14 protein-coding genes are annotated in these 18,805 nt (G+C 68.4%); 5 read left to right on the top strand and 9 right to left on the bottom strand.

The window, feature by feature from the left end; translation table 11 throughout:
- Window positions 1–160: 160 nt before the first annotated feature.
- Window positions 161–4,189: a type VII secretion protein EccCa gene (eccCa, locus tag OG205_RS36180; protein WP_330272357.1), complete on the bottom strand. Its 4,029-nt coding sequence runs from the start codon at window positions 4,187–4,189 to the stop codon at window positions 161–163.
- Window positions 4,190–4,418: 229 nt separating this feature from the next.
- Between eccCa and eccD the strand changes: the two genes are divergently transcribed.
- Entirely contained in the window at window positions 4,419–5,822 is a 1,404-nt protein-coding gene (eccD, locus tag OG205_RS36175; protein ID WP_330272356.1) for a type VII secretion integral membrane protein EccD, read from the top strand.
- The gene (gene mycP, locus OG205_RS36170; protein WP_330272355.1) at window positions 5,819–7,234 is read left to right on the top strand and encodes a type VII secretion-associated serine protease mycosin; all 1,416 of its coding nucleotides are present in this window, start codon (window positions 5,819–5,821) and stop codon (window positions 7,232–7,234) included. Before eccD ends, mycP begins: the two co-directional genes overlap by 4 nt.
- Before the next feature lie 72 nt (window positions 7,235–7,306).
- Here mycP and OG205_RS36165 read toward each other — a convergent pair whose 3' ends face one another.
- The 3 genes from OG205_RS36165 to eccB all read right to left on the bottom strand — a co-directional run bounded on the left by OG205_RS36165 (window position 7,307) and on the right by eccB (window position 10,407).
- Window positions 7,307–8,392 (bottom strand): WXG100 family type VII secretion target, encoded by a 1,086-nt coding sequence (locus OG205_RS36165; protein ID WP_330272354.1) that lies wholly within the window; start codon window positions 8,390–8,392, stop codon window positions 7,307–7,309.
- Window positions 8,393–8,400: 8 nt separating this feature from the next.
- On the bottom strand, window positions 8,401–8,718 hold the full coding sequence (locus OG205_RS36160) for a type VII secretion target (RefSeq protein ID WP_330272353.1): 318 nt from the start codon (window positions 8,716–8,718) through the stop codon (window positions 8,401–8,403).
- Window positions 8,719–8,790: 72 nt separating this feature from the next.
- On the bottom strand, window positions 8,791–10,407 hold the full coding sequence (gene eccB / locus OG205_RS36155) for a type VII secretion protein EccB (protein ID WP_330272352.1): 1,617 nt from the start codon (window positions 10,405–10,407) through the stop codon (window positions 8,791–8,793).
- A gap of 159 nt (window positions 10,408–10,566) precedes the next feature.
- On the opposite strand from eccB, the gene eccE reads away from it, so the two are divergent.
- From eccE to OG205_RS36140, 3 genes are all read left to right on the top strand, one after another.
- Window positions 10,567–11,889: a type VII secretion protein EccE gene (gene eccE / locus OG205_RS36150; protein ID WP_442916850.1), complete on the top strand. Its 1,323-nt coding sequence runs from the start codon at window positions 10,567–10,569 to the stop codon at window positions 11,887–11,889.
- Window positions 11,886–12,614, top strand: coding sequence for a hypothetical protein (locus OG205_RS36145; RefSeq protein ID WP_330272350.1), 729 nt, complete (start codon window positions 11,886–11,888; stop codon window positions 12,612–12,614). The genes eccE and OG205_RS36145 overlap by 4 nt, the downstream gene beginning before the upstream one ends.
- A 250-nt stretch (window positions 12,615–12,864) precedes the next feature.
- Window positions 12,865–14,427 carry a S8 family peptidase gene (locus OG205_RS36140; protein ID WP_330272349.1) on the top strand — a complete coding sequence of 521 codons (1,563 nt, stop codon included), beginning with the start codon at window positions 12,865–12,867 and terminating at the stop codon, window positions 14,425–14,427.
- Between the two features lie 651 nt (window positions 14,428–15,078).
- Here OG205_RS36140 and truA read toward each other — a convergent pair.
- From truA to rpsK, 5 genes are all read right to left on the bottom strand, one after another.
- Window positions 15,079–15,873, bottom strand: a complete 795-nt coding sequence (gene truA / locus OG205_RS36135; RefSeq protein ID WP_330272348.1) for a tRNA pseudouridine(38-40) synthase TruA — start codon at window positions 15,871–15,873, stop codon at window positions 15,079–15,081.
- Window positions 15,874–15,932: 59 nt separating this feature from the next.
- Window positions 15,933–16,496, bottom strand: a complete 564-nt coding sequence (gene rplQ / locus OG205_RS36130; RefSeq protein WP_330272347.1) for a 50S ribosomal protein L17 — start codon at window positions 16,494–16,496, stop codon at window positions 15,933–15,935.
- Between the two features lie 51 nt (window positions 16,497–16,547).
- On the bottom strand, window positions 16,548–17,606 hold the full coding sequence (locus OG205_RS36125; RefSeq protein ID WP_319976925.1) for a DNA-directed RNA polymerase subunit alpha: 1,059 nt from the start codon (window positions 17,604–17,606) through the stop codon (window positions 16,548–16,550).
- A 151-nt stretch (window positions 17,607–17,757) separates the two neighbouring features.
- Window positions 17,758–18,363 carry a 30S ribosomal protein S4 gene (gene rpsD / locus OG205_RS36120; protein ID WP_330272346.1) on the bottom strand — a complete coding sequence of 202 codons (606 nt, stop codon included), beginning with the start codon at window positions 18,361–18,363 and terminating at the stop codon, window positions 17,758–17,760.
- A gap of 23 nt (window positions 18,364–18,386) precedes the next feature.
- Window positions 18,387–18,794, bottom strand: coding sequence for a 30S ribosomal protein S11 (rpsK, locus tag OG205_RS36115; RefSeq protein ID WP_030478320.1), 408 nt, complete (start codon window positions 18,792–18,794; stop codon window positions 18,387–18,389).
- Between the last annotated feature and the right edge of the window lie 11 nt (window positions 18,795–18,805).

Raw genomic sequence — 18,805 nt, 5'->3', positions numbered from 1 at the left:
CTCGTCAGCCGGTTCGGAAGAGTCAGACCTGGGGGTGACTCGACGGAACTGGATCCAGTGCCCCGGTGCGGCCGCCTCCCTCTTGGCCGCGCCGGGGTTCCGATCCGGCGCACGGAAAGGGCCCGCGGCATCAGCCGCGGGCCCTTTCCGTGCACTGCTTCTAGTCCGACGGGATCCAGGCGAACTGGATGCGCTGCTGACCGTGCTTGCGGGTCACCATCGTGCCCCGGCCGGGAGGCTGCGGCGACGGCTTCAGGTTGCCGATGATGTTGCCCTCCTCCTTCGAACCGGAACCGACGAAGATCGGCGCCGAGATCTCCTTCAGCTTGCCGATGATCGGGTCGTACATCGCGCGGGACGCTCCACCCATGCGACGGACGACGACGACGTGCAGACCGACGTCCTTCGCCTGCGGGATGAACTCGGCCAGCGGCTGCATCGGGTTCGCGGCACCCTGCGGAGCGACCAGGTCGTAGTCGTCGACGATGACGAAGACCTCCGGGCCCTTCCACCAGGAGCGGTTCTTGAGCTGTTCCTGCGTCACGTCCGGGCCGGGCATGCGGTTCGCGAGCGAGCCGCGGACCTCCTGGACGTTCTGCGTGAACTGCGTGCCCGACACCGCGTAGCTGAGCAGGTGGTCGGTGTCGATGAAACCGAGCATCGTGCGGCGGTAGTCCGCGAGCAGGATCAACGCCTCGGACGAGGTGTAGCTCTGCATGATGCCGCGGACGATCGTGCGCAGGATGTTGGTCTTGCCGGACTCGCCGTCGGCCAGCGCGAGGAAGTGCGGGTCCGCGTCGAAGTCCAGGTAGACCGGCGCGAGCTCGTCCTCGTTGACACCGACCGGGACCAGGTGGCCGCGGTTGGGGCGGATCTGCTGGACGTGCGCGATGAACTGCCCGTGGTCGAGCAGGTCGGGCAGCATCCGGACCTGCGGGGCGCGCGGGCCCTGCCAGGCCTGGTTCAGCTTGTGGCTGAGGTCCTGGACACCGGAGACCACCGTGCTCGCGTCCTGCGAGGTGTCGATGCGGGGCAGGCCGGTGAGGTAGTGCAGCTTGCGTCCCGTGGCACCGTCGATGGTGATACCGCGGCCGGGCCGGCCAGGAGGCACGTTGACCGCCACCTTGCGGTCGACCTCGGACTCGCTCGGGTCACCGAGCCGCAGCTCGAAGCGCGTGCCGAGGAGGTCCTTCATGGCCGGCCGGATCTCCGCCCACCGGCTCGCGCCGACGATCACGTGCACGCCGTAGGACAGACCCTGCGCGGCGAGCGCCTGGATCTGCGGCTCGACCATCTCGAACTCCTGGCGGAAGTTCATCCAGCCGTCGACGATCAGGAACGCGTCGCCGAAGGAGTCGTCCTTGATCTCACCGCGACGCTTGCGGGCGCGGAACTCGCCCAGCTCGATGCGCTGGTCGCGCCAGCGGAGCTCGCGTTCCGCGATCAGGGTCTGCAGCTCGGCCACCATGCGGCGGACCTTGTCGACGTCGAGACGACCGGCGAAGCCACCGACGTGGGGCAGGTCCTCCATCGCGGCGAGCGAACCACCACCGAGGTCGATGAGGTAGAACTGCACCTCCTCCGGCGTGTGGGTGAGCGCCATCGACGCGACGAGCGTCCTGAGCATCATCGACTTGCCGGACTGCGGGCCACCGACGACCGCGCCGTGACCGGCCGCACCGGAGAAGTCCGCCCACAGCAGGTCGCGGCGCTGCTCGAACGGCTTGTCGACCACGCCCAGCGGGACCTGCAGCGTGCTGTTGGCCGGGTAGCCGGGCGACGTCAGACCGCGGTCCGGCGTCACGTCGAGCGGCGGCAGCATCGTGTCCATCGTCGGCGGCTCGTTGAGCGGCGGCAGCCACACCTCGTGCGCGGGCGGGCCCTGGCCGATGAGGCGGTCGACGATGAGCTCGAGCTGGGTCGGCTCGTTCGCGTCCTCCTTGACCGGCGCGGCCTCGACCTTGACCGGCTCGATCGGGCGCTCCGGCTCCTTCGGGATCTCGATGAAGTCCGGCACGAAGAAGCGCGGCCGCTTGTCACTGCGCACGGCCACCGACTCACCGGCGGACTGCATGCCGGCGGGACGGTAGGTGCCCGAGACGTAGAGCGCCTTGAACCTGGTCAGCGGCATGCCCTGCACGCTCAGGTAACCCGAGCCCGGGATCGGCGGCAGCTCGTAGGCGTCGGGCACACCGATCGCCGCACGGGACTCCGCCGCGTTGAACGTCTTCAGACCGATCCGGTACGAGAGGAACGTGTCCAGACCGCGGAGCTTGCCCTCCTCCAGTCGCTGCGACGCGAGGAGCATGTGCATCTGCAGCGACCGGCCGACACGGCCGATCTGGAGGAAGATGTCGATGAAGTCCGGCTTCGCCGTCAGCATCTCGGAGAACTCGTCGATGCAGATGAAGAGCGCGGGCAGCGGGTCGAGCTGGGCGCCGTTCTCACGGGCCTTCTCGTAGTCCCAGACGTTCTTGTAGTTGCCCTTCGCCAGCACTTCCTGGCGGCGGGACACCTCGCCCTCGATGGCGTCCTTCATGCGGTCGACCAGGCTGAGGTCGCCGGCGAGGTTGGTGATCGTCGCGGCGACGTGCGGTGCCTTGTCCAGACCGAGGAACGTCGCACCACCCTTGAAGTCGACGAGGATCATGTTGAGCGCCGTCGACGAGTGCGAGGCCAGCAGGCCGAGCACCAGGGTGCGGAGGAACTCCGACTTACCGGAACCGGTCGCGCCGATGCACAGGCCGTGCGGGCCCATGCCGTCCTCTGCCGCTTCCTTGATGTCGAGCTCGACCGCCTGGCCGTGCTCGCCGATGCCGAACGGGATGCGGTAGCGGTCGCGCTTGGGCCGCGGCCGCCACGCCTGCTGCACGTCGAACGTGATCGGGTCGCCGGGGATGCCCATGAACTCGAGCAGCGGCGGGTTGTTGGTCATCGCCAACGGGTCCTCGCCCGAGTCGCCACCGGCCTCGCCCGCGGCGCCCATGCGGTAGGGCGACAGCCTGCGGGCCAGTGCCTCGGACTCGACGATCGACAGCCGGTCCGGCGCGCCGAACCACTCGACGCCGGTCGCGGAACGGGCGCCCAGCTGGTTGTTCTCGACGACGAGACGCAGGCCGCGGCGGGCCGTCAGGTTGCCCAGGCACTCGTTGAGGTCCAGCAGCGTGACGCCGACCAGACCCTCTTCGAGGATGATCATCTCTTCGCGGCTGATGTCGCCGTCGTCGATGACGATCACGATGTGCGGCTGGTCCGGCGGCGGCGGGGCGTTGCGGGTGAACCGCTGGCGGTCACGCAGGTTCTCGTCCAGCATCGCCTCGATCTCGGCGAGCGAGTTCGCCATCATGCGGCGCTGGCCGATGCCGTCGATGTCGGTGGGGTGCTGCGCGTGCGGCAGCCACTTCACCCACTCCCACAGCTGCTTCGTACGGCCCGCGCTGACGACCGCGATCAGCAGGTCGTCCGGGGCGTGGAAGGTGACGAGCTGGGCGAGGAGTGCGCGCGCGACGTCGCGGCGGTCCTCGATCTCGCCGAGCAGGCCGACCGCGGCGAACCCGCGCAGTGCGATGGAGATCGGGAGGTCGGGCACGAGCGAGTGGGCGCGCACGAAACGGCGCAGCGCCAGCGTCGCGATCGGCTCGAGCTCCTCGACGGGCCCGGTCTGCGGCGGCACCAGGCGGGTGGCGAGGCGCTGCGAGCCCCGTCCGGCGCGCAGGTGGCAGAAGTCGGGGTCGTTCTGGCGGCGTTCCCACATGCGGCGGGTGGTGGCGAGCGACCACAGCATCTGCGGGTCCGGGTGCACCCACTCGCGCTCGGCGCGCTGCTCGTCGGCGGCTTCGCGGGCGCGGTCGCGCATCTGGCCGAGGTACCGCAGGTAGTCCTTGCGGTCCTCGTTCATCTCGGCTTTCTTCTGGCCCTTGCCCGAGCCCATGCCGCTCGCCATCATGCCGATGGTCGAGATCATCATCATGCCGGGCATGATCATCGCCGCGGGCTGCCGCGGCATGAACACGAGCATCATGCCCATCATGCCCATGGACGCGACGATCATGACGACGGGCATCGCCTTCATCATGATGTTGCCGGGGATGATCCGGGGGACCTCGGGTGGCGGTTCGAGGTGTACCTCACCGCCAGGAGGCCGGGGAGCAGCAAGGCGTGCCGTTCGCTTGAACTGCAGCGTGCTCAACTGACAGGCACCTCTTCGACTCGTTACGCCACCAGTAGCAACCGACACTATTGCGCATCCGCGCGCGTCACGAAGGTGGGTCGGGAAAAAACCCAGTCGAACGTGTTCTGCAAACGACACGTGCAAGAGACGCCGGTGCGGCCATACTAGGGCCGCCCGGCAACCGTCCGAGTGGACCAATAAGGTCGGGCACATTGTTTGCAAGGTTGATCTGACTTAGGGGGCCCTGGTGGCGACCGGTACGACGGTGTTCAGCCGTGTCACGGTGGTGGCACCTCGGACGCGTATCGACGTCGCGCTACCTGCCGACGTGGCGGTGGCCGATCTCCTGCCGATGCTGCTGGACATGGCGAGAGAGGCCACTCCGGACGGTGGCGTCCGGCACGGTGGCTGGTGCCTCGCCAAGCTCGGCGACAACCCGCTCGACCCCGCGCGCACGCTCGCGTCGCTCGGCGTCGTCGACGGTGAGCTGCTGCAGTTGCGGCGCCGCAACGAGAATCCGCCGCCGCCGTTGTACGACGACGTCGTCGACGCGATCGCGGAGTCCGATCCGGACTCGTTCCGGCCCTGGACCAAGGAGACCGCGCAGCGGTTCGGTCACCTGGCCGGCGCGCTCGCGCTGATCGCGTCCGCGGTGGCGTTGTTCCTGTCCGGCCCGATCTCGCAGGGCGGCACCGGCAGCGGTCTCGCGGCCGCCATCGCCGGCGGCGTCGGCGCGATCGCCATGCTGGCGGCGGGCGCGACCATCGCGCGGGCCTACAGCTCGGCGTCGACCGGTGTGCTGATCGCCGCGTGCGGTTCGCTGCCGCTGGCGTTCGTCACGGGCTTCCACGCCGTGCCAGGGGTGGGCTTCAACCCCAAGATGCTGCTCGCCTCCGCGCTGATGATGATCTTCGCGTGGGGCGGGATCCTGCTGATCGGGCAGGGCATCACGGTGTTCATCGCCGCGGCGACCGGCGGCACGTTCGTGGCGCTGGCGTTCCTCGTGGCGACGTTCGTCGAGCACCCGCTGTCCGGTGTGGCCGCCGCGACCGGCGCCGTGGCACTCGGCGCGTTGTCGCTGCTGCCCAGGCTGACGTTGCAGCTGGCCAAGATCCCGCCGCCCGTCGTGCCGACGAACGCCGAGGACCTCAAGGAGGACAGCGGCTTCCCGGAGTACGCGGTCATCGAGCGTCGCACGGCCGTCGCGCACGAGTACCTGACGGGCATGATCATCGGCACCGGCGTGGTCGCGGCACTGGCCGCCATCGTCGCCGCGTCCGCCGACACGGTCTGGGGCCCGATCTACGGCGTCATCGTCGCCATCGTGCTGATGATGCGCGGCCGGGCGTACGCGAACGGCGCGCAGGCCGTGGCACTGCTGTCGACCGGCATGCTCGCCAGCGCCGGCATCGTGCTCGGCTGGCTGATCGCGTCGACGTCGTTCAACCGCATCGCGTTCGTCTTCGGCACGCTGCTGGTGCTGGGCGTGCTCGCGCTGGTGCTCGGTGTGATCTTCCCCGGCCAGAAGTTCTCGCCGCCGTTGCGCCGCACCGTCGACATCATCGAGGCGATCCTGATCGCCTCCGTGCTGCCGCTGGCGCTGGCCGTCATGGACATGTACCAGGTCTTCCGAGGCCTGATCACGCTATGAGGGCCGGTATCAGGCGCACCACGGCGGCAGCGACCGCCGGACTGCTTCTGCTGACGGGGACGCTGCCGCAGGCCTCCGCTCAGCCGTCCTCGACAGCGGCGGCCGCGCGGCCGAACTCGGTGCCGCCGGACCTGCCGAACGGCACGCCACCGCCCAAGGACGACGGCAAGGCGGACGTGCCTTACGAGCGCACCAACAAGGGATGCGTGGAGTCCGACACCAAGAGCGAACTGATCGAGTACAAGCCCTGGGGTCAGGTCTACCTGAACCTGGAGCAGGCGCACAGGTTCGCCACGGGCAAGGGCATCAAGATCGCGATCATCGACACCGGTGTCGACCCGCGCAACCCCCGCTTCGGCGGCAGGGTCCAGGGCGCCGGTGAGTACGTCGCCGGCAACGCGAACGGCACGGACGACTGCGACGGCCACGGCACCGAGGTCGCCGGCGTCGCCGCCGCGGCCAAGACCGAGGGCGACTTCGTCGGCGCCGCACCGGAAGCGACGATCCTGGCGATCCGCCAGACCAGCGACCGCTTCGAGTTCAAGGGCAACGCGGCCAACCCCGAGAAACGCGCGTCGGCCGGCAAGGTCGGCACGCTGGCGATGGCCATCGTCCGCGCGGCGGACCAGGGCGCCAGGGTCGTCAACATCTCGTTGACGAACTGCAGCTCTCCCAAGGGTTTCAGCGCGGACGACCGGAACCTGCAGGCCGCGATCCGGTACGCCGTCGACGTCAAGGACGTGGTGATCGTCACGGCCGCCGGCAACCTGAGCGACCAGGGAACCGGGTGCGCCGCCCAGAACAACAACCTGGACCCGAACACCGTCAACTCGGTGTCGTCCCCGGCGTGGTTCGCCAACGACGTCCTGTCGGTGGGCTCGATCGCGCGCTCCGGCGACGTCTCGTCGTTCAGCGTCTGGGGCCCGTGGGTCAGCATCGCCGCGCCGGGCGAGGAGATCATCTCCGTCGACCCCAAGGGCACCGGCCTGACGAACGCGAACGTCACCGCGCAGGGCGTGCAGGACATCAAGGGCACGAGCTTCGCGTCCCCGTACGTCGCGGGCATCACGGCACTGGTGCGCGAGCGGTTCCCGACCCTCAAGGCGCGCCAGGTGATGGAGCGCCTCAAGGCCACGGCCCTGCACCCCGGCGGCCTGACCGGCAAGGACAACAAGTCCGGCTTCGGCATGATCAACCCGGTCGCCGCGCTGACCGCGGTGCTGCCCGCGGAGGCAGCCGGTTTCAAGGCACCGGAGCCGAAAGAGCTGAACACCGCCGTCACGCCGCCGCCCGGCCTCGACTGGCCGCCGATCATCGTGGCGCTGAGCGGCATCGGTGCCGGTGGTCTGCTGCTGGCGCTGACGTTGTTCGTTCGCAACTCGCTCAACCGCAAGCGCGGAAGCACCGCATAGCGTTCGAGACACAACGAGAAGGGCCCCGCCGGAATTCACCGGCGGGGCCCTTCTCGTTGTTCGGGAAGACTTTCAGTCGTCGTCACCGATCGTCTTCGGCGCGGCCTTCTTGGGTTTGCCGAGCAGGTCGTCGATCGAGCCGCTGAGCCGCTGCTTCGACTTGTGCTCCTTGTCGCCGCCCTGCTGCCCGCCACCGCCCATGCCACCCATCATCGGCGCCATGCCGCCGCCCATCATGCCGCCGGAAGCGGCCCCAGAACGGCCACCAGCGGCCGCGGCGGCCGGAGGGGCCCCAGCACCCTTGTCCGCCAGCGGAACCTGCTCAGCGACGCCTGTGGAGCCTCCGAACTGCATCGGCTGCTGGGTCGCGGCGGCGGCAGGCGCGCCGACCGAGCCGACTCCACCGGCACCCACACCGCCGCCACCGCCACCGACCGGGCCTCCACCTGCCGAGGCACCGCCCGCCGAAGCACTGCCCGCGGCGGCAGTGGCCGAGGCGTTCGCCGGTTCGGGCATCCTGGTCTCGGGCTTGGCGGGCGCCGTGTAGGTCCAGTTCTGCTCGGGGTACCTGTGCTCCATCCGCACGGCCTCGAAGCCGCCGGCCTCACCGGACACCCCGTCGCACAGCTTGAGAAACGCCTCCAGCACCTGCCGCGCGGACTCGTGCATCCCGCGGACCGGCTCCTTGAGCTCCTCGATGTGCCTGATCGCGCGCTGGTCGCCCTCCATCGGCAACGAGGCCGTGCCGGACACCGAGTCGGCGGCGTCGGCGAGCACGTGCGCCATGTCCTGCACGATGACGCGCACGCCGTCCGCGGTCTCCTCCAGCGCGTCCGCCATCGCGTTCATCGCGTCGGACAGGTCGCCGCCCGCGAGGCCCACCTTGCGCATGTGGTCGAGGAACGCGTCGGCGTCCTTGCCCTCCCACCGCGCGTCGACCCCGCCCAGCGGCTCGGAGACGTGCTTGTTGACCGCCTCGGTCACCTTCGCGGCCTTGCGCCAGCGTTCGGCTTCCTCACGCAGGTCGTTCCAGTCGCCCACCAGCGGGTCGAAGAAGTCGTGCACGAGGTCCACGACACCGAGCTTGCGGCTCACCCGTGAGAGGTAGTCGAGCTCGGGACCGACCTCGGCCGCGATCTGCCTGCCGTCCTTGGTCACAGCTCCCCCTACCGCCGGTCGGCCTTCTTGATGGCCTGCAGACTTTCCTCGTCGCCCTGCCCGTGCTGCGCGGCGACGGCGTGCAGGCCCTTGGAGGCCGCGTCGAGCGCGTCACAGGCGCGGCCGAGCTGCGAGTTGAGCAGTTCGGCGGCACGCGCGTAGCCCTGGGCGGTACCGACGGTTCTGCCGATCTCGCCGAACGACTGCGGGCGCAACGGGGACACCTTCATGGCGTCCCGCACCCGCCTCAGATCGTCCGTCGTCCCGTCGATGCGGTCGGCGTACTTCTCCAGCCACTCGGCATCGACGCTGATCCGACCGGTCACAACGGCGTCCCCCTACGAAAAACTCCGGGTGCATTCGTCGCATTCGACGGTGATGCACCCGGAGCGGTTCCGCTACTTCTGAACGGCCGCCTGCGGATCCTTGATGGCGCCCTTGGGCGCCGGGATCGAGTCGTAGCTGCGGTTGGCCTCGTTCTTGTTGAGCTGCGGCCCCATCGGCAGCAGGCTCAGGATCTGGTTCGGTGCCGGCGGGAACGTGCCGTCGAGACCCAGCGCCGCCGCCGTACCGCCGTCCGGAACGCCGTAGCGCACGCCGCGACCCGTGACGACCTGCACCGGTCCGGTGCCGAAGTCGCTCTTGCCCTGGCTCGCCCGCACGACCGCTGCCTTGCCCGGCAGCATCAGGAACTGGTCGATGATCTCGCCGGCCGCACCCGCGGCGTTCAGCTCGACCGGGGTCATGTCCTTGGGGCCGGGCAGCTTCGAGCCGATCGTGACCGAGGTGTGCTCGGCCTTGTTCTGCTCGGTGTAGTTGTCGGCCTTCCAGCCCAGGCACACCACGGTGTTGTTGGCGTTCGCCTCGAGCGTGGTGGGGATCCGCTCCGGGTACGAGTTGAGGTCGAGCGGGTCGGCGGGGTTCTTGTGGTCCGCGATCGCGTTCGGCGAGAGCGGGATCGCCTTCTGATTGTTCGAGTACGCGTAGCGCAGCAGGTCGCCGACGGTCTGCTGGACGTCCTGGAACCCGTCCTTGAGCGCCACCATGTACGTGGCGGTCCCGGTCAGGTTCACCTCGACGACCTCGCCGATGTTCACCTTCGTCTCGGTGACGTAGGTCGCCGGCTTGCCCTGGTCGGTGATGACCGGCGCGATCAGCGGCGCGACCTCGGGGATCGCGTTCAGCATCGCCGTGCTGATCGCCCGCGGGAACTTGCCCTTGAGCCGCAGGGCGTTCATCACCTTGTCGTTCTTGAGGTCCACCTCGGCGCGGACCGTCGACGACGAGATGTCGCGCAGCGGGGTGGGCCGCTTGTAGATCAGGTACGCCTTCTTCGCGCCCGTGCGCTGCTGGACCAGCACCGCCTCGTCACCGAGGTCGGCGTTGCCACCGCTCACGCCGGCGATGACGGAGGTCTTGATCTGGTTCTCCGCCGCCTGGTTCTCGCGGAACTCGTCCAGGTTCAACGTGTCGCAGACGGACCACTGCGCGTCGATCCGCAGGTTCTGCTTCGGCAGCACGTCCGGCGCGTCCGGCAGACCGGTGAGCCGTCCGCGCGGCAGGTTCGCCAGCGCCGACTCGCTCACGAGCTTCGGGGTGCCGCCGGCCGCCTCCTGCGGAGCGCCCGCGGTGCCGGCCGGTGCGTCGCCGCCGCCCTGCCCCTGCTGCGCGTCCGGGTTGTTGCGCGAGTACCAGAGCAGCCGGGCCGACGCCAGGTTCGTCATCGGGACCAGCCGCCGCGGCGCGCTGTCGACGACGTAGACCTGGCCGGTCTCCTTGCTGATGGCGATCTGCGTCTGGTCGTCGAGCTTCGGCGCCGGGCTGAAGAGCCCGATCACGAGGAACACGATCAGACCGAGGACGCCCAGCACCACACCCACCGCTGTAGCGCGCGAGTGGATGCTCATGGGGTCATGCAGCATCACCGCGTCTCTGCGGACAAGTGCTGACTGCATCCGCTTCAGGACGAATTGGTAAGCCTGGACCTGTGCCTTGGTGGTGGGTGTTGATGCCATTCTCGGCTCGCTGCTCTCCCAGTCGCGGTACGGTTCGGCAGGATAGCCGGACGCAGGTTGCTCCGTGGGCCGGTTCGCCAAGCCCACCGACCATCGAGGGGAAAGAGACCACAACGGATGTCCGTGACCACTCCACATCCGCCCCGGCCCAACCCAGGGATGGCACGGCCGCCGCAGGGACCCGCGGGTCCTGGCCAGCAGGCACCCGCGCCTCCGCGTCCGGTCGGGCGTGTCCGTCGCAGAGCCGCAGGCGTGAGCCTGGGCTCGTTGCCCGTCTCGAACGTAGTCACGATCGAGGTCGGTCTCGCCATCGCCCTCCTCGTGCTCGCGATCATGGGCGTCAAGGACGGCAGCGGCGCGCTGAACGTCGTCTCCGTCTCGATCGCCGGCGGTGTGCTCCTCATCGCACTGATCCTGGCGTTCACCCGATCGCGTGGCCGCTGGCTCACCCAGTGGATCGGCGTCCGCCTGCGCTACAACTTCCGGTCGCACGGCCGCACCGCGAAGCGCCTGGACTCGCAGGAGTCCAAGCCCGGTGACGACGAGATGCAGGTGCTCGGCCCGGAGGACCCGCGCGTCGCGTTGCTGCGCCTCGCGATCCCGGACCTGGTGATCGCGAAGGGCGTCGACCACGAACGCCGTCCGCTCGCGCTGTCGTGGCACGACGGCGTGTGGACCGCGGTGCTGCTGGTCGACCCGACGCCGCCGCTGATCTCCGCGGTCGGCTCGGCGCCGTCACTGCCGCTGGGAGCGCTCACACCGTGCCTGGAAGACCGCGGTGTCGTGCTCGACGCGATCACCGTGATCTGGCACTGCTACCCCGGCAGCGCGGCACTTCCGCCGAACTCGCCGGCCATCAGCTCGTACATGGAGGTGCTCGGCCCGCTGCCCGCGGCGGCCCGGCGCACCACGTGGATCACGGTCCGGCTGGACCCGCGCCGCTGTGGCGAGGCGATCCGGGAGCGCGGCGGCGGCGTCGTCGGCGCGCACCGTGCGTTGATCGGCGCGTTGTCCCGCGTCCGCAACGCCCTGGAGTCCGCCGGTGTGACGATCCGCCCGCTCGACTCGGACGAGCTGCTGCGCGCGGCGATCTCGTCGGCCGAGCTGACCGCGGCCGTCGGCAGCACGAACCCGGTGTCGTTGCGGGAGAAGTGGAAGGGCGTCACCGCCGGTGGAGTCGGTCACGCGAGCTACGCGATCACCGGCTGGCCGTCGAAGGGCCTCAAGGGCAACCTGAACTCCCTGACCGGTGTGCGCGCTCTCTCGTCGACGCTCGCGATGTCCATCTCACCGTCTCGCGAGGACGGTCAGGTCTCGCTGCGCGGCCTGGTGCGGGTGTCCGCCCGCACGCCGAGCGAGCTGGACAGGGCCGAGGACCAGCTCTCGAAGCTGGGTGACAAGCTCGACATCACGCTGACCCCGTTGCGGGGCATGCAGCTCGCGGGCCTCGCCGCGACGCTGCCGCTGGGAGGTGTGGCATGAGCTCGTCGTCCCGTCTGCTCGACACGCGCGGCCGAGGCGCGGTGGCACCGGAGTTCCTGGTGTCGCCGAACATGCTCGACCTGGTCAGCCCGAGCGCCGACCGCGGCGGCATGATGCTCGGCCAGGGCGTCAAGGGCGAACCGCTCGCCGTGTCCGTCCTGCGCCCGACGCCGACCCGCATGGTGGTCGTCGGCGGCCTGTACCTGGCCCGCCAGATCGCGTTGCGCGCCATGGCGACCGGAGCGTGGATCATCATCGCGACAGGCCGCCCGCAGGCGTGGCAGCCGGTCGTGCGCGCAGCGGGCCAGGGCCCGGACGGCCGTCCGTCTCAGTTGGTGCAGCTGCGCCGACTGTCCCCGGCGGACCTCCCGCGCCCGACCGAGGACATGCCGCTGCTCGTGATCCACGACGGCGGCCACGTCCCGCAGGAGCTGTTCCCGCCGCGTGCGGCGTGGCAGACCACGATGTACGTGCTGCCGTACCTGCACCCGCAGGCGTCGTCCACGGCGAACAACGCGGACCTCGTGCTGCTGCAGCGCCTCCCGATGGGCCAGGCCCAGCTCGCCGGCCAGATGTGGCGCCTGCGCCCGCAGATGTTCCAGCAGCTGACCCAGCTCAAGGACGACCAGGTCATCGCGATGGGCCAGGACATGTGGGCGCACCTGCGCCTCTACACGACCCCGGCCGAACAGCAGATCCTCGGAGCAGTGCGCCGAGGCGATTGAGAGAGCACATCGCTGCTCCAGCCGATTGAGACGCTCGGCGAAATAGGCGAAACTTGCGCCCCGAACGGACAACCGTTCGGGGCGCAATTGTTTTGTAAAGAGATCAGCGGAACCAACTAATTCACAGGCCAGACCAAATCTGTTGATTCGCCATTCGAAGGCAATTTCGTGGACCTTCTTGTGCGAAATCAGTCCGCGCCACTAAGAAAACTCTCACCTGCACAACCCTGCGACGAGGGAGCTTGCTGCTATGGGAGAATCGTGGGCCAGACGAGCGGCCGGAATCGGACTGGTGGCGGGCACTGCGCTCGTCCTGTCGTCCGTCTCCGCCACCGCTGCGCCCGAGGGGGAGATTCGCAACCTCGGTGCGTCCAACGCGGTCAAGGACAACTACATCGTCGTGCTGAAGGACATCAGCACGTCAAGCGTGGAGAACCTCAGCGCTAAGTACGGCGCGAAGGTGAAGCACTCTTACAAGTCCGCTTTGCGCGGTTTCTCGGCGCAGATGTCCGAGACCCAGGCCAAGCGCCTGGCGGCAGACCCGGCCGTCGCCTACGTCGAGCAGGACGGCGAGGTCCGCGCCTCGGACACGCAGACCCCGACCCCGTCCTGGGGCCTCGACCGCATCGACCAGCGCGCGCTCCCGCTGGACAACAGCTACACCTACCCGAACCGCGGCGCGGGCGTCACCGCGTACATCATCGACACCGGCATCCGCCTCACCCACACGGACTTCGGCGGCCGCGCGGTGTCCGGCACGGACACCGTTGACAACGATGCCGACGCCACCGACTGCAACGGCCACGGAACCCACGTCGCGGGCACCGTCGGCGGCACGAAGTTCGGCGTCGCGAAGGATGTGAAGCTGGTAGCCGTCCGAGTCCTGAACTGCTCGGGCTCCGGCACCTTCGCGGGCGTCATCGCGGGCATCGACTGGGTCACCGCGGACGTCCAGGCCAACCCGGCCCGCAAGCCCGCGGTAGCCAACATGTCCCTCGGCGGCGGCGCCAACCAGACCGTCGACGACGCCGTGGCCCGCTCCATCGCCGCAGGCGTGACCTACGGCCTGGCAGCCGGCAACGACAACGGCGGCAACGCCTGCAACACGTCCCCGGCCCGCACCCCAGAAGCCATCACCGTGGGCTCCACGGACCGCACCGACGGCCGCAGCTCGTTCTCGAACCTCGGCACCTGCCTAGACATCTTCGCCCCAGGCCGCGACATCACCAGCGCCTGGCTCACGAACGACGAGGCCACCAACACCATCAGCGGCACCTCGATGGCCACTCCTCACGTAGTCGGCGCGGCGGCCGTCTACCTGGGCTCGGCCCCCACCGCAACCCCGCAGCAGGTCCGGGACGCCCTCGTTGACAACGCCACCTCCGACGTGGTCACCACCCCCGGCACCGGCTCCCCGAACAAGCTCCTCCACATCACCGGCACGGCCCCCGGAAACCCCCCGGGCCAGTGCCCGGCAGTCACGAACGACACGGACACCGACATCCCGGACGCCAGCGAAGTCAAGTCGCCGATCACCATCGCCGACTGCAACGGCAAAGCCAGCACCACCGGCTCCGTGAAGGTCGCCATCAAGCACACCTACCGAGGCGACCTGGAACTGTCCCTGATCGCCCCCTCAGGCACCGTGAAGGTCCTGAAGGTCCCCAACGGCTCCGACGCCACTGACGACCTCAACGCCACCTACAGCGTGAACGTGGCGGCCGAGGACGCCAACGGCACCTGGCAACTCCGAGTCCGCGACCTCTACCGCCAGGACACGGGCCACATCGACTCGTGGACGCTCGACATCTAAAGCCAGCCGCACCACCCTCGGAGCCCCCGGTCCCCCCGCCGGGGGCTCCTCCCTTGCCGGGAGGAAGAGGGGCACGCCACAACACGGGCAGGCTCGCGCAGGGGTCCCCTTGGATTCAGCGTCCCCCGCGACCCAACCTAGCGAGCAGGTCTGACACTCCCGCGAAGCGAGAGCGGGGCGTCCGCGATGCCGCAGGCGAGCAGTCAGACCGCACGCTCACGGCAAGCAGCCGCCCGCAAGCGATGCCGCAGGCGAGCCGTTCTTACCGTGCGGTCTGGGTGGGGTGGTTTCGTCACGAGTCGTGCCATAGCTCTTGCTGCAGCTAGGAAGGGATGTCAAACGGACACGCTTTTCGTCCGTTTGACATCCCTTCCTAGCTGTGGCCCGCTCTTGGTACGGCTCGTGACGAAACCACCCCACCAACGCGCCCACCTACTCAACGCAACTCCGCCCAAAGCAACAGGCGTGCCATCAACCCGCGCATGGCGTAGACCCCGGTTTTTGATCAGATTGGCGGGGTCTGGGGCGGAGCCCCAGGAATCAGCCGCCACAGACGCCCGCAAGGCGACCACCTACGGACGACACAACAGGCAGCCGCCAACGCAACCGGGAGACGACCCACGAAACCGGCGCGCAACACCAACAACCGGCTCAACGCTCCAAAGTACGAACCCGCCGAGTGGCCTCAGCCCGAGCCGCCAACTCCGAATCCCCAGGAAAATCCACCCGAACAAGGCACAACCCATGCGCAGGAGCCACAGTCACCCCACTGGCCCGCCCAGTCAGCGACAACAACGACGAAGGCCACTCAACAGCCTTCCGCCCCTCCCCAACAGCCAGCAACGCCCCAATGAGCGACCGAACCATCGAGTGGCAGAACGCATCAGCGGACACAAACGCCGTGACCACTCCATCAGCCTCGGATCGCACCAGCTCAAGCCGCTGCAGTTCCCGGATGGTCGTAGCCCCTTCACGCCGCTTGCAAAAAGCGCAAAAGTCGTGCTCCCCCAACAAAAGCCCAGCGGCAGCGTTCATCGCGCCAACGTCCAACGGACGAGGCCAGGCCAAAGTGTCCAACCGCCGCAACGGATGCGCGCCAAAGTCAGCATCCGAAACCCGGTACTCGTAGTGCCGCCGCAACGCAGAAAACCGAGCATCAAACGCCAAGGGCACCACCCGAGCACCAAACACCCGAACATCGGAAGGCAACGCCCGAGCCAACCGCTTGGGCAGCCCAGCAACATCAACAGACGAAGGCAGATCAGCGTGCGCAACCTGCCCAGACGCATGCACCCCGGCGTCAGTGCGCCCAGCCACGGTCAGCGAGACGTCCTCCCGCAACACCATCGACAGCGTGTCCTCGAGAACGCCGCAAACAGTCCGCCGCGAAGGCTGCCGGGCCCAGCCGGAGAACTCGGTGCCGTCGTACCCCAGGTCGAACCGCACACGAACAAGCCCGCCGCCCCCAGCAAGGGGAGCGGCGGGCTCGTCAGCGGTCGAACCGGTCAGGACTTGTCCTTCGACTCGTCCTTGGCCTCGTCGTCCTTCGACTCTTCAGCCTCAACGGCCTCAGCGGTCGGCTCGCCGTCAACCTCGACGGCGTCCTCGGCCTTGGTCTCGTCGGCGTCCGCCTCGACGACAGCGGCCTCGGCCGGCTTCTCGTCCTTGGCGAACTTGGTCTTGCGCGCAGCCTCGGCCTCGGTGGAGACGAGCTTCTGCTGCACCAGCTCGATGATGGCCATGGGGGCGTTGTCGCCCTTGCGCGCCAGCGTCTTGGTGATGCGGGTGTAGCCACCGGAGCGGTCGCTGAAGAACGGACCGATCTCGGCGATCAGCTTGTGCACGACGTCCTTGTCGCGGATCAGCTTCATGATCTCGCGACGGTTGTGCAGGTCGCCGGCCTTGGCCTTGGAAATGATCTTCTCGGCGTACGGACGCAGCCGCTTCGCCTTCGTCTCAGTGGTCTTGATCCGGCCGTGCTGGAACAACGCCGTCGCCAGGTTGGCGAGCAGCAGCCGCTCGTGCGCCGGAGACCCACCGAGCCGGGGGCCCTTGGTAGGGGTGGGCATCGCTTGCTCCTGTAGTAACTAAAAGAGATCCTCTAGCTCTGAATCAGAGCGTCAGAGCTGCTCGGTCTCCGCGTAGTCCTGGCCGTCGTCGTGGGTGTCCAGGCCGGCACCGGCGCCCCAGCCGGTGTCACCGGCGTGGTAGTCGGCAGCAGCCGCGGACGGGTCGAACCCAGGAGGCGAGTCCTTCAGGGCGAGGCCGAGGCCGACGAGCTTCATCTTGACCTCGTCGATCGACTTCGCACCGAAGTTGCGGATGTCCAGCAGGTCCGCTTCGCTGCGCGACACGAGCTCGCCGACGGTGTGGATGCCTTCCCGCTTCAAGCAGTTGTAGGAACGGACCGTGAGGTCCAGATCCTCAATAGGCATCGCGAACGCGGCGATGGTGTCAGCCTCGGCCGGCGACGGGCCGATCTCGATGCCCTCGGCGTCGATGTTCAGCTCGCGAGCGAGGCCGAACAGCTCAACCAGGGTCTTACCCGCGGAGGCAACTGCGTCCCTCGGAGTGATCGAGGGCTTGCTCTCCACGTCGAGGATCAGCTTGTCGAAGTCCGTACGCTGCTCGACACGAGTGGCCTCGACCTTGTACGTCACCTTGAGAACAGGCGAGTAGATCGAGTCGACGGGGATGCGGCCGATCTCGGCACCCGCCTGCTTGTTCTGGACAGCCGGGACGTAGCCGCGACCGCGCTCGACGACGAGCTCGATCTCCAGCTTGCCCTTGCCGTTCAGGGTGGCAATGTGCAGGTCGGGGTTGTGCACGGTGACACCGGCCGGAGGCACGATGTCGCCCGCGGTCACCACACCGGGGCCCTGCTTGCGCAGGTACATGGTCACCGGCTCGTCCTCTTCGGACGAGACGACGAGCTCCTTGAGGTTCAGAATGACGTCGGTGACGTCCTCCTTCACCCCGGGAACCGTGGTGAACTCGTGCAGCACGCCGTCGATGCGGATGCTCGTGACAGCAGCACCGGGAATCGACGAGAGCAGCGTGCGGCGGATCGAGTTGCCGAGCGTGTAACCGAAGCCCGGCTCCAGCGGTTCGATGACGAACCGGGAACGGGTCTCGGAGACCGCTTCCTCGGCGAGCGAGGGGCGCTGGGAAATCAGCACTGGGTTCAACCTTTCTACAACGACGCCCGCTATTTGACGCCGTCAACAACAGCCAGCCACGAGGACCGGCAAACGCACTCGGCACACCCTTCGCGCCGATGCGGGACCCGACCCGAGCCACTGCCCCAGAAGGACAGTGGCTCGGAGAGGATCACTTCGAGTAGAGCTCGACGATGAGCTGCTCGGTGACAGGCGTGTCGATCTGCGCGCGCTCGGGCAGCTGGTGCACGAGGATGCGCAGGTTCGAGGCGACGACCTGCAGCCAAGCGGGAATCGGGCGGTCACCGAAGGACGCGCGAGCAGCCTCGAAGGGCAGCGTCGGCATGGACTTCGGCTTCACGTCGATGATGTCGAACTTCGACACCTGGTAGCTCGGGATGTTGACCTTGTGGCCATTCACGATGAAGTGCCCGTGGCTGACCAGCTGGCGAGCCTGGCGACGCGTGCGGGCGAGGCCCGCGCGGTACACCACGTTGTCGAGGCGAGCCTCGAGGATCTGGAGCAGGTTCTCGCCGGTCTTGCCGGGGCGACGAACCGCTTCCTTGTAGTAGCGGACGAACTGCTTCTCAAGGACGCCGTAGGTGTAACGAGCCTTCTGCTTCTCCTGGAGCTGCAGCAGGTACTCGGACTCCTTGACCCGGCCACGACCGTGCTGGCCGGGCGGGTACGGACGGCGCTCGAACGCCTGGTCCCCACCAACGAGGTCAACCTTGAGGCGACGCGAGATGCGCGTCGCGGGTCCCGTATAACGAGCCATGAGTTCTTACTCCTCCCCGTGCCTCAGACCCGGCGCCGCTTGGGCGGGCGGCAGCCGTTGTGGGGCTGCGGGGTCACGTCCTGAATGGTGCCGACCTCGAGACCGGCGGCCTGCAGTGAACGGATCGCGGTCTCGCGGCCGGAGCCGGGACCCTTCACGAACACGTCCACCTTGCGCATGCCGTGCTCGGCGGCCTTGCGGGCGGCGTTCTCGGCAGCCATCTGCGCCGCGAACGGCGTGGACTTGCGCGAGCCCTTGAAGCCCACGTGGCCGGCGGACGCCCAGCTGATCACGTTGCCCAGCGGGTCCGTGATGGACACGATGGTGTTGTTGAACGTGCTCTTGATGTGCGCCTGGCCGTGCGAGACGTTCTTCTTTTCCTTGCGCCGGATCTTCTTGACCCCGGCGCCCGTACGGGACTTCGGTGGCAAAACGAGCTCCT

Origin of the sequence: Lentzea sp. NBC_00516, assembly GCF_036346835.1 — a bacterium.
GTDB lineage: Bacteria > Actinomycetota > Actinomycetes > Mycobacteriales > Pseudonocardiaceae > Lentzea > Lentzea sokolovensis.
The sequence above is the reverse complement of the archived record's forward strand: the minus strand, read 5'-3'. Positions and strand labels throughout refer to the sequence as shown.

What these genes read in the sequence shown, in the direction of transcription:
- mycP (WP_330272355.1), top strand. Translation starts at nt 5,819, where the DNA reads ATGAGGGCCGGTATCAGGCGCACCACGGCGGCAGCGACCGCCGGACTG.
- eccB (WP_330272352.1), bottom strand. Translation starts at nt 10,407, where the DNA reads ATGGCATCAACACCCACCACCAAGGCACAGGTCCAGGCTTACCAATTC.
- eccE (WP_442916850.1), top strand. Translation starts at nt 10,567, where the DNA reads ATGGCACGGCCGCCGCAGGGACCCGCGGGTCCTGGCCAGCAGGCACCC.
- OG205_RS36145 (WP_330272350.1), top strand. Translation starts at nt 11,886, where the DNA reads ATGAGCTCGTCGTCCCGTCTGCTCGACACGCGCGGCCGAGGCGCGGTG.
- OG205_RS36140 (WP_330272349.1), top strand. Translation starts at nt 12,865, where the DNA reads ATGGGAGAATCGTGGGCCAGACGAGCGGCCGGAATCGGACTGGTGGCG.
- rplQ (WP_330272347.1), bottom strand. Translation starts at nt 16,496, where the DNA reads ATGCCCACCCCTACCAAGGGCCCCCGGCTCGGTGGGTCTCCGGCGCAC.
- rpsD (WP_330272346.1), bottom strand. Translation starts at nt 18,363, where the DNA reads ATGGCTCGTTATACGGGACCCGCGACGCGCATCTCGCGTCGCCTCAAG.